This is a genomic window from Desulfuromonadales bacterium, from assembly GCA_035620395.1.
GTDB lineage: Bacteria > Desulfobacterota > Desulfuromonadia > Desulfuromonadales > DASPGW01 > DASPGW01.
Map to the genome: position 1 here is coordinate 1 of DASPGW010000152.1, position 10,322 is coordinate 10,322.

Sequence of the window (10,322 nt, forward strand, 5' to 3'; positions counted from 1 at the left end):
ACGACGGGGTCGATGGGCTGAAAAAGCTGTCGAGTGACAAATTCGACCTGATTTTCACCGACATCAACATGCCGATCATGGACGGACTCAAACTGGTGAGCCTGGTGCGCAACGATGCAGGCTACAAGCAGGTGCCGATCGTCATCATTACCACCGAAGGGGCGAGCGAAGACCGGGAGCGCGCTCTGGCGCTGGGTGCAAACGATTATATCACCAAACCGATACAGACCACCCAGATACTCGACGTCGCCAAGCGTCTGCTCAACCTCGGCGCCTGACCGCCGTCCCCGCCGGCCGGTAAGCGTCTTCCCTGGTGAGGGTTGACAACTGCCGTGCCTGTTATGTTAAATATCCGGGTTCGACCGACTGTTGCCGGTCTGCCTTTTTCTGACCACCATGGAGGCTCTTTTGGCAAAAGAAGAAGCAATCGAAGTCGAGGGAAAAGTCCTCGAACCTCTCCCCAACGCCATGTTCCGGGTTGAACTGGACAACGGCCACATCGTGCTGGCTCATATCTCCGGCAAAATGCGCAAGTTTTACATCCGCATCCTTCCCGGTGACCGCGTGACTGTGGAACTCTCTCCCTACGACCTGACCCGTGGACGGATCACCTACCGGGAAAAATAGGCCCGTTCATCACTGCCCCGCCGGACCTTGCGCGTTCTGTCCTGCAGCCACGGCAGGCCGGCGGCCTCAGCATTCGTGGCTGGATGCGATTTTTTAAATTGAGGGCAACTGATACCGGCACAAGCCGGTATTCCTGTTTCTTACCGGCGGCCGTCCGGTCGCGGAGGACCTATGCAAGAGCGCTACAACGCCGGGGCAATCGAAAGCAAGTGGCAGAAAGCCTGGGAAGAACGCAGTACGTTCAAGGTTGCCGAGACCCCAGGCAAGGAAAAATTCTACCTGCTGGAGATGTTCCCCTATCCCTCCGGCCGCATTCACATGGGGCACGTGCGCAACTATTCCATTGGCGACGTCGTGGCCCGCTTCAAGCGCCTGCAGGGTTACAACGTCCTGCATCCCATGGGCTGGGACGCCTTCGGCATGCCGGCCGAGAATGCCGCTATCCAGCACGGCACCCATCCGGCCAGGTGGACCTACGAGAACATCGACAACATGCGCGCCCAGCTCAAGAAGATGGGGCTCTCCTACGACTGGGACCGGGAGCTGGCGACCTGCGATGTCGACTACTACAAGTGGGAGCAGCTGATCTTCCTGCGCATGTTCGAGCGGGGGCTGGCCTACAAGAAGAGCTCCTTCGTCAACTGGTGTCCGGACTGCCGGACCGTTCTGGCCAACGAGCAGGTGGAGGACGGTTGCTGCTGGCGTTGCGACAACGAAGTCGAGCAGAAGGAGCTGGAGCAGTGGTTCTTCAAAATCACCGACTATGCTGAAGAACTGCTCGACTGGACCTTCCGGCTGCCGGGCTGGCCGGAGCCCGTGCTGATCATGCAACGCAACTGGATCGGCCGCTCCACCGGCTGTGAAATCGACTTCCCGCTGGAGCATTCGCTCAAGAAGATCCGCGTCTTCACCACCCGGCAGGATACCCTCTACGGCGCCACCTTCATGAGCCTGGCCCCGGAACATCCCATGGCTCTCGAGCTGGCGACCGACGGGCAGCGGCCTGCCGTCGAGGAGTTCATTGCCCGCGTCAGACGGCAAGAGAAAGCCAGACGGACCAGTGAGGATTTCGAGAAAGAAGGGGTCTTTACCGGCTCCTGGTGCATCAATCCGGTGACCAGGAAAAGGATGCCGATCTACCTGGCCAACTTTGTCCTGATGGATTACGGCACCGGCGCGGTGATGGCGGTCCCCACCCACGATCAGCGCGATTTCGAGTTTGCCCGCAAATACGACCTGCCGCTGACGGTGGTCATCCAACCGGAAGGACCGGCCCTCGATCCGGCGGCCATGGCCGAGGCCTGGACCGGGCCCGGCACCTTGGTTCATTCGGCAGCCTTCGACGGTCTGGGGAACGAAGCAGCCAAGGAGGCGATCGCCGACTACCTGCAGAAGGAAGGGATCGGCAAGAAGACGGTGAACTATCGCCTGCGCGACTGGGGCGTGTCGCGCCAGCGTTACTGGGGTACTCCGATCCCGATCATCTACTGTGATGTCTGTGGTACGGTTCCGGTCCCCGAGCAGGACCTGCCGGTCATTCTTCCCCGGGATGTCGAATTGACCGGCGAGGGGGGGAGCCCGCTGGCCAAGAGCAGCGCCTTCGTCAACGTCACCTGCCCCCAGTGCGGCGAGGCGGCCCGCCGCGAAACCGACACCTTCGACACCTTTGTCGAGAGCTCCTGGTATTTCGCCCGCTATGCCTGCCCGGATTTCCCCTCGGCGCCGGTTGACCGCCAGGCTGCCGAGTACTGGCTGCCGGTCGACCAGTACATCGGCGGGATCGAGCATGCCGTCATGCATCTGCTCTACGCCCGCTTCTTCACCAAGGTCATGCGCGATCTCGGCATGATGAACGTCGACGAACCCTTCGCCAATCTCCTGACCCAGGGGATGGTTTGCATGGAAACCAGCGCCTGTCCGCAGCACGGCTGGCTCTACCCGGAGGAGGTGACCGACGGCCGTTGCACAAAGTGTGGAGCGGCGGCCATCGTTGGGCGTAATGAGAAGATGAGCAAGTCAAAGAAAAACGTGGTCGACCCCGACAAACTCATCAACCGCTTCGGGGCCGACACCGCCCGGCTCTTCTCTCTCTTCGCCGCCCCGCCGGAAAAGGACCTGGAGTGGAATGAACAGGGGGTGGAGGGGTGTTCCCGCTTCCTCAACCGTGTCTGGCGGGTTGTCTACGACAATCTCGAGCTGATTGCCGACAGCGGTCCTGTCGGCACGGCCGAAGGGGAGGGGCGGACCCTGCACCGTCTGACCCATCGCACCATCAAGAAGGTTACCGAAGATATTGACGGGCGGTTCCATTTCAACACGGCCATCGCTGCCGTCATGGAATTGGTCAACGCCATCTACGCCTTCGAAGGCAAGGCTCGTCAGCCGGCCGTTCTGCGCGAGGCACTGGAGACGGTCGTTCGCCTGCTGGCCCCTTTTGTCCCGCATCTAGCTGAGGAGCTCTGGAATTGTCTGGGGAACGACGAGGGAATCGAGCGGGCCGGCTGGCCGGCATGGGACGCGGCGGCCCTGATCGAAGACGTGAAAGTCATCGTCGTTCAGGTCAACGGCAAGGTGCGAGGCAAGATTTCGGTCGCTGCCGACGCCGACGAAGAGACGGTCAAGCAGGCGGCTTTAACCGAAGAGAATGTGGCTCGTTTCATCGCCGGCAAGACCGTGAACAAGGTTGTCGTCGTTCCGGGCCGACTGGTCAGCGTGGTGACCGCATGAGAACCTTTGGCCTGTTGCTCGCGGCCTTGCTGCTGCTTGGCGGTTGCGGCTATCATCTTTCCGGCCGCAGCAGCAACCTGCCGTCCGACGTGCAGTCGCTCTATATTGAACTGTTCAGCAACCGAACCACCGAGCCGTTTCTCGAAAACAGCATCACCGACAGCGTGATTGCCCGTTTCGCCCGTAACCGTCCCCTGCGTCTGGTCGAGAAACGGGATAGCGCCGATGCTGTTCTCTCCGGTGTTGTCACCGCCTATGGCACCTCACCGATTTCTTACGACCGCAACGACGTGATCACCGAGTACCGTTCTACCCTGACCATAGCCGTCACGCTGCGGCAGGCTTCGGATGATCGCATTCTCTGGAAAGGCAGCATCGACTGGTCGGAAGAATATCCAGCCAACCTCGACAAGGGTGTTCAGGAGGACAACGAGGCCGTCGCCATTGCCGTGATCGCCGACCGACTGGCTCAGGAGCTTTATTTCCGGATCATGGAAAACTTCTGAGGCCCCGCTGGCAGACCCATGACCTACGCTGAATTGAACCGGGCCATCGAGGGACGGAGCGTTCCCTCTCTGCTGTTTCTCTACGGCGAGGAGACCTTTCTTCTCGACCGAACGCTTCAGCGTCTGCGTGACGTCTTCGTGCCGGCTGAGGCCCGGGATTTCAATTACAACCTCTATCACGGCAAGGAAACGCCTGCCGAGGTCATTCTCGATACGGCTCTCACCCTGCCGGTCTTCAACCCCCACCGTCTCGTCCTGGTGAAGGAGGCGCAGAACCTCTCCGCCGCCAGTTTCGATGACTTTCTTCCTTATCTGGACGATCCGGCGCCGGAAACGATCCTCGTTTTTACCGCCGACAAGATCGACGGCCGCAAAAAATTCTTTCAGGAATTCAAGAAACGCGGCGTTTTGATTGAATTCAAGCGCCTCTACGACAACCAGATTCCCACTTTCGTCAGAGAACAGGCGAAAGCGGCCGGTCGTTCCTTGACCGAGGATGCCATGGCGCTATTCTGTCGCCGGGTGGGGAGCAACCTGCAGGAGGTTCACAGCGAGCTCACCAAGCTGTTTGCCTATCTCGGCGAGCGCACCCTGGTTGATGCCGCCGACGTTGCCGCCGTTGTTTCCGACACCCGGATCGACAGTATTTTCGATTTGACCAATGCCCTCGGCGGCAGGGAGAAGGGAGAAGCGCTCAGGCTTTTGGCTCGACTGCTCGATGAAGGTGGCGTGCCGCTGGTGTTGCTGACCATGATGGTGCGGCACTTCCGTCAGCTCTGGAAAATCAGTGAACTGCTCGACCAAGGGGGCGGCACCAAGGAGATCGCCCGCCGTGCAGGGGTCAACCCTTATTTTGTCGATGGTCTGGTGGCCCAGGCGGGGCGTTTCTCGCCGGCCCGTTATCGGCGAATCTTCGCGCTTTTTCTGGATGCCGACCTGGCGCTAAAATCCAGTGGCGCGCACCCGGCAGCCATGCTGGAGAAGCTGGTCCTGGATGTCATGGCAGACGCCGGCACGGAGGTGTCCGGGAAATAAAAAAAGGGGCCGTAACGGCCCCTTTACGCTGTCTTTTATGTTTTGGCCGGTTCAGGCGAGGGCGTGAACCAGTTTGCTGAGCCGGGAAATCTTGCGGCTGGCGGTCGCCTTGTGAATCACCCCTTTACTGGCAGCCTTGTCGATGAAGGGGACGGCGCGGACAAGGGCCGAGCGGGCAGCTTCCCCGTCGCCGGCAGCGACGGCCTCGCGGACCTGCTTGACATAAGTCCGCATGGTGGACCGGATGTGGGTGTTGCGGGCATTGCGAACTTCGTTCTGACGATTTCTCTTGATGGCAGACTTGTGATTGGCCAAGGTTTTATCCTCCACGGTAAGTTGATGTTTGCTGGTCATATTAACGGAGACATTTTTAACATGCCGGGTTGTCCGAGTCAAGATAAAAAAATTCAAATCTATGTTAATAAACTGCGCTAAAACAGTCTGTTGCAGTGGTAAGCCATTGTATTAACAAAAAATAATCCCATCCGGCGGCGTAATGGCAGCAGCCTGCTGAAGTTTTCTGTATCGATTGCACACCATCATTGACGGTGAACTGAAAAGAGCAAGTCAAGATGTCTGAGAAGAAGCAGATTTCGAAAGCGACAGGTGTCATGGGGGTCGCCACCGGCCTGAGCCGCGTCGCCGGCCTGGTGCGAGACATCGTGGTCGCCGGCCTTTTTGGAGCCGGCTTTGCCACGGACGCTTTTTTCATGGCGTTTACCATCCCCAACCTGCTGCGCCGCTTTTTTGCCGAAGGCTCCCTGACCGCTGCCTTCGTGCCGACCTTTGCCGATGTCTATCACCGTCAGGGGGAGGTGGAGGCGCGGCGGGTGGCCAGCATCTGCTGGACCCTGCTGCTGATCGTCATGGCGGCGGTGACGGTGCTGGGAATCCTCTGCTCGCCTTGGCTCGTCCGCGCCATCGGTTTCGGATTCGCCGAAGTCGAGGGAAAGCTCGGGCTGACCGACTACCTCAACCGCCTGATGTTCCCCTATATCTTTTTCGTCAGCCTGCTGGCGCTGCTGACCGGCGTGCTGAATGTCCTTGGCCACTACTTCCTGCCGGCTCTCTCGCCGGTCTTTCTCAACCTGTCGATGATCGGCTGCGCCGTGCTGCTGGCACCGGCCTTCGAAGTGCCGATTACCGCCCTGGCGGTCGGCGTCCTGCTTGGCGGCGCGTTGCAGCTGCTGCTGCAGCTTCCCGCCCTGCATCGGAAAGGGATTCGCCTGCGGCTCGATTTCGGCTTCCGCCACCCGGCCGTCGTCCGCATCGCCCGGCTGATGCTGCCGGGGCTGATCGGGGTGGCGATCTACCAGATCAACGTCGTGGTAAGCCGGCTGCTCGCTTCCTTTCTGCCCGAGGGGAGCGTCTCCTACCTCTATTACGGGCAGCGCCTGTTCGAGTTCCCGCAGGGCATTTTCATCGTCTCCCTGGCCCAGGCCGTCCTACCCTCGATGAGCCGCCAGGCGGCGCTGCACGATGAGGCGGGGCTCAAGGAGTCGCTGCGCTTTGCCCTGGCGCTGATCGTGCTGGTGACGCTGCCCGCCGCGGTAGGCCTGATGCTCTGTGCCGTGCCGGCCTACAGCCTCTTCTTCATGGGCGGGGCCTTCAGCTTCGAGGACGTGCGGCAGACGGCACTGGCTCTGGCCGCCTACGCCCCCGGCCTGCTCTTCGTCGGGGTGAGCCGGGTGGTGGTGCCGACTTTCTACGCCATGCAGGACACCCGAACGCCGGTCTGGATCTCGTTCTGGACCCTGCTGGCCAACGCCGGGCTCGGCCTGCTTCTCATGGGGCCGCTGCGGCATACCGGTCTGGCCCTCGCCCTGACCCTCTCGTCGGTCTTCAATGCACTGGTGCTGATCTGGGCCCTGCGGCGCAAGATCGGCCGCCTCGGACTCGCGTCCGTCGGCACCTCGTTTCTGCGCCTCCTGCCGCTGACGGCGCTGATGGCTGCGGTCGTCTGGGGCATCCTCGGCTATGGAGAGTGGAGCGCTGCCGGCGGCCGCTGGCTCAAGGGGATGGTGCTGGGCGGGGCGTTGCTCGCCGGCATGGCGGTCTATGCCGGCGGCTGCCTGCTGCTGCGGATTCCCGAGGCGACCGAGGCAGCGGCGCTCTTCCGGCGCAAGCTGCTGCGCAGGGGGTAAAGGGATGCTGGAGACCGGTCTCGCATACCACCTCTGGCAGGCGCCGATCGGTTGGCTCGGTCTGGTTTGCGGAAAGGAGCGCCTGGTGGAAATTGTCTCAGAACCGCAGGCGACGGCCGTACGTGAGCGTATCGCACGGCTCTGCCCGGAAGCGCGAGCGCAGTGCTCCGCGGTCTGCGCAGAGGCGGTCCGGCAACTGGATGATTATTTTCACGGCCGCCGCCGTTGTTTCGAGCTGCCCCTGGCGCTGGATACGCTCACCCCCTTTACGGCCCGGGTGCTGCATACCCTGGCACAGGTCCCTTTCGGCTCGACGCTGACCTACGGGGAACTGGCCATGCTGGCCGGCTTCCCGCGCGCCGCCAGGGCCGTCGGCCGGGTTATGGCGACCAACCCCTTTCCCATCATAATTCCCTGCCACCGCGTGCTCGGCGCCGGCGGCAAGATGACGGGCTACTCCGGGGGGGAGGGGATCGCCACCAAACAGTGGCTGCTGCGCTTCGAGGCGGAAAAACTCTTGATTGCCGATGGGTAGCGGAAGGTTCCGATCCCCTCGTGCTCACGAGACATCCAGAGGGAGTTGCTGACCTTACTTTTTCGGCGGAGGACAGTCCATGATCGACACGTCTGTCAGCTACAGATATCACCTGCTCCTGCTTGCCGGCCTGGCGCTGGTCTTTCTCTGGTCGGCCGTCGAGCCGGCGGACCGCTTCACCTGGGTTCTCGAGGTACTCCCCGCCGTCATCGGGGTCATCGTCCTGATGGCGACCATTCGCCGGTTTCCCCTCACCGACCTCCTCTACCTGTTGATCTGGCTGCATGCGGTGATTCTGCTCGTCGGTGGTCACTACACCTATGCCGAAGTTCCCCTGTTCAACTGGCTCCGTGACAGTTTCGATCTGCAGCGCAATTACTACGACCGTGTCGGCCACTTTGCCCAGGGGTTCGTCCCGGCCATGATCGCTCGGGAGATCCTGCTGCGCACTTCGCCGCTGCAGCCGGGGAAATGGCTGTTCTTCATCGTTTCCTGCATCTGCCTGGCGATCAGCGCCGGTTATGAGTTCATCGAATGGTGGGTCGCAGTGGGCACCGGCACGGCCGCCGAGGCCTTTCTCGGCACGCAGGGGGATATATGGGACACGCAGTGGGACATGTTCCTGGCACTGTGCGGGGCGATCATCGCGCAGTTGACACTCTCCGGCGTGCATAGTCGACAGTTGGACAAGTTATTGAGGCCAGTCCGGTAAGAAGATTCTATGGTAACGAAATTAAAGCATCATCACAGAGACCTCAGAGCGGGAAACTGAGCAGACAGAGATAAAAGAACAGGGATATCCCTCTGTGATCTCTGGATATTTTCGGCGCTCAGTGGGGAAAGCTTCTGGCTTTTTATGAACCCAGGCCCGTGCAAGTCCTCTTTGACGGTCTGCATGGACTCAGTCGGCGAGTCGACCGGTCTGGCGCAGCGCTTCGTAGAGGATGATGCCGGCGGCCGTCGAGAGGTTGAGGCTGCGGACCAGAGGGGAAAAGATGGGGATGCGGATGCCGCACTCCGGGTGGGCGTCGAGCAGCTCTTCGGGCAGGCCTTGCGTCTCCTTTCCGAAGACGAGAAAATCACCGGCCCGAAAATCCGCCTCGATGTGGGATTTGCGGGCTTTTTTCGAAGTGTACCACCAGCGGCCGTCCGGATGCGCCGCCTGCAGTAGCGCCAGTGAATCCCAGCGACGCACATCGATGGCCGGCCAGTAATCAAGGCCGGCCCGGCGCAGTTGGCGGTCGTCTATGGCGAAGCCAAGCGGGCCGACGAGGTGCAGTATGGTGCCGGTGGCTCCGCAGAGACGGGCGATGTTGCCGGTGTTGGGCGGGATCTCCGGCTCGATCAAAACGATGTGGAAAGGAACGGCTTCCTTCATGGTCTTCCCGGCTTGTCCCGCCAGCGCCGGTGCACCCAGAACCACTGGTGGGGATCCTTGCGGACGGCCGCTTCGATGCATGAGGTGAGCCGCGCCGTTTGTTCGACGATGGCCTCGGGGGTGGGGTCGTTGGGGAGGCGAAGTGCCGGTTCGAAATAGACCCGGTAGCGATCGTCTCCGGTGCGGTAGGTGAATGCCGGCACGATCGGTACGTCGTATTTCATGGCAATCTGGGTGATGATCGGAGTGGTGTAGGCCGGGCGGCCGAAGAAATCGACCTTGACCGATGTCTTCGGCGAGGTGTGCTGGTCGAGCAGGACGCAGACCACGCGCTTCTCGGCAAGAGAACGGACAATTTTGCGTGCCCCCTGGCGGGCGTCGATGACGCGCCCGCCGCCAGCCTCGCGAAGCTTCTCGAAGTGCCGGCCGATGTAGGGGTTACGCATCTGTTTGGCGACAAAATCGGCGGGAAAGCCGAGTGCGCCGAGAAAGAAGGTGCCGACCTCCCAGAAGCCGATATGGCCACTCAGGAGGAACACCCCGCGGTCGAGGGCATAGGCATCGTGCAGGTTCTCGAGTCCGTGGATTTCGAAGAAGCTCTCGAGATCATGCCCGGCTTTGAATCTATCGACGAGCAGCATTTCGAAACCGCTCTTGCCCAAGTGGCGGAACATCTTCGCCATGATCGCGCGGATCTCAGCTTCCGATTTTTCCGGATAAGCCCGGCGCAGGTTGGCATGCGCAATTTGCCTGCGCCTCGGCAGCAGGTAGGGGGTGAGCGAACCGATACCGGCGCCGAGTTTGAGCGCCAGACGCCGGGGTAATACCCTGGCCACGGCGTTCAGTGCCAGAAACAGGGCATATTCGAAATAGTTTTTATAGTGTGAATTGGACAAGACGGCACTTCTCTATGATCTGAGTACAGCGGATGAACAGGCGGGTTGCGGGCGGCAAAACATAACATGTTTTGCCGTGGTGGGCAACAAAAAGGCTGCAAAGGGTAAGGTGGGAGCCGATCCTGGATGGGATGGACATGGCAAAAAGGGCGAGGCCTCCCGGGCCTCGCCCTTTTTGCTGTTTGCTGCGCGAATGCAATTACCAGCTTTCGCTGCCGTGGCAACTGGTCGTGCAGGTTTGGGTGGAAGTGTTGTAGCTGTTCACCCGGGTGGTGCCGCCGCCGATGGTGGCCCCGGCGGGTCCTTCCATGGTCGGCGTGTCGAGGCGGTTGAAGTGCGTGCTCGCCAATTTGGTGGTATTGTGACAGGCGGTGCATGCCTGCCGCGTGTGATCGCTTCTGCCGTGCTCTCCGGAGTTGTAGCTGTTGTACTGGGTGGTGCCGCGGGCATGGCAGGAGGTGCACTGGGTGTTGA

12 protein-coding genes are annotated in these 10,322 nt (G+C 61.0%); 8 read left to right on the forward strand and 4 right to left on the reverse strand.

Annotated elements, in window-relative coordinates; genetic code table 11:
* The 5 genes from VD811_08190 to holA all read left to right on the forward strand — a co-directional run.
* A partial coding sequence (locus VD811_08190) for a response regulator (protein HXV20950.1) occupies positions 1–278 on the forward strand: 278 nt, incomplete at its 5' end.
* A 118-nt stretch (positions 279–396) separates the two neighbouring features.
* Positions 397–627 carry a translation initiation factor IF-1 gene (gene infA, locus VD811_08195; protein HXV20951.1) on the forward strand — a complete coding sequence of 77 codons (231 nt, stop codon included), beginning with the start codon at positions 397–399 and terminating at the stop codon, positions 625–627.
* Between the two features lie 171 nt (positions 628–798).
* Complete coding sequence (gene leuS, locus VD811_08200; protein HXV20952.1) at positions 799–3,354, forward strand: leucine--tRNA ligase; 2,556 nt, start codon at positions 799–801, stop codon at positions 3,352–3,354.
* The gene (locus VD811_08205) at positions 3,351–3,860 is read left to right on the forward strand and encodes an LptE family protein (protein HXV20953.1); all 510 of its coding nucleotides are present in this window, start codon (positions 3,351–3,353) and stop codon (positions 3,858–3,860) included. The genes leuS and VD811_08205 overlap by 4 nt, the downstream gene beginning before the upstream one ends.
* 18 nt (positions 3,861–3,878) lie before the next feature.
* The gene (gene holA, locus VD811_08210) at positions 3,879–4,895 is read left to right on the forward strand and encodes a DNA polymerase III subunit delta (protein ID HXV20954.1); all 1,017 of its coding nucleotides are present in this window, start codon (positions 3,879–3,881) and stop codon (positions 4,893–4,895) included.
* Positions 4,896–4,946: 51 nt separating this feature from the next.
* Here the strand turns inward: holA and rpsT are convergent, their stop codons facing one another.
* Positions 4,947–5,210, reverse strand: a complete 264-nt coding sequence (rpsT, locus tag VD811_08215; protein ID HXV20955.1) for a 30S ribosomal protein S20 — start codon at positions 5,208–5,210, stop codon at positions 4,947–4,949.
* Positions 5,211–5,467: 257 nt separating this feature from the next.
* On the opposite strand from rpsT, the gene murJ reads away from it, so the two are divergent.
* From murJ to VD811_08230, 3 genes are all read left to right on the forward strand, one after another.
* A complete protein-coding gene (murJ, locus tag VD811_08220; GenBank protein ID HXV20956.1) occupies positions 5,468–7,039 on the forward strand; it encodes a murein biosynthesis integral membrane protein MurJ in 1,572 nt (523 codons plus the stop codon).
* Between the two features lie 4 nt (positions 7,040–7,043).
* Positions 7,044–7,574, forward strand: coding sequence for a methylated-DNA--[protein]-cysteine S-methyltransferase (locus tag VD811_08225; GenBank protein ID HXV20957.1), 531 nt, complete (start codon positions 7,044–7,046; stop codon positions 7,572–7,574).
* A 79-nt stretch (positions 7,575–7,653) separates the two neighbouring features.
* Positions 7,654–8,286, forward strand: a complete 633-nt coding sequence (locus VD811_08230; protein HXV20958.1) for a DUF2238 domain-containing protein — start codon at positions 7,654–7,656, stop codon at positions 8,284–8,286.
* Between the two features lie 189 nt (positions 8,287–8,475).
* Here VD811_08230 and VD811_08235 read toward each other — a convergent pair whose 3' ends face one another.
* From VD811_08235 to VD811_08245, 3 genes are all read right to left on the reverse strand, one after another.
* A complete protein-coding gene (locus VD811_08235) occupies positions 8,476–8,952 on the reverse strand; it encodes a tRNA (cytidine(34)-2'-O)-methyltransferase (GenBank protein HXV20959.1) in 477 nt (158 codons plus the stop codon).
* Positions 8,949–9,848, reverse strand: coding sequence for a lysophospholipid acyltransferase family protein (locus VD811_08240; protein HXV20960.1), 900 nt, complete (start codon positions 9,846–9,848; stop codon positions 8,949–8,951). The genes VD811_08235 and VD811_08240 overlap by 4 nt, the downstream gene beginning before the upstream one ends.
* A 199-nt stretch (positions 9,849–10,047) precedes the next feature.
* On the reverse strand, positions 10,048–10,322 hold a 275-nt coding region (locus VD811_08245), incomplete at its 5' end, for a hypothetical protein (GenBank protein ID HXV20961.1).

Bases quoted from the DNA above. Each gene is read 5' to 3' on its own strand.
- infA (HXV20951.1), top strand. From the start codon at position 397: ATGGAGGCTCTTTTGGCAAAAGAAGAAGCAATCGAAGTCGAGGGAAAA.
- leuS (HXV20952.1), top strand. From the start codon at position 799: ATGCAAGAGCGCTACAACGCCGGGGCAATCGAAAGCAAGTGGCAGAAA.
- VD811_08205 (HXV20953.1), top strand. From the start codon at position 3,351: ATGAGAACCTTTGGCCTGTTGCTCGCGGCCTTGCTGCTGCTTGGCGGT.
- holA (HXV20954.1), top strand. From the start codon at position 3,879: ATGACCTACGCTGAATTGAACCGGGCCATCGAGGGACGGAGCGTTCCC.
- murJ (HXV20956.1), top strand. From the start codon at position 5,468: ATGTCTGAGAAGAAGCAGATTTCGAAAGCGACAGGTGTCATGGGGGTC.
- VD811_08225 (HXV20957.1), top strand. From the start codon at position 7,044: ATGCTGGAGACCGGTCTCGCATACCACCTCTGGCAGGCGCCGATCGGT.
- VD811_08230 (HXV20958.1), top strand. From the start codon at position 7,654: ATGATCGACACGTCTGTCAGCTACAGATATCACCTGCTCCTGCTTGCC.
- VD811_08235 (HXV20959.1), bottom strand. From the start codon at position 8,952: ATGAAGGAAGCCGTTCCTTTCCACATCGTTTTGATCGAGCCGGAGATC.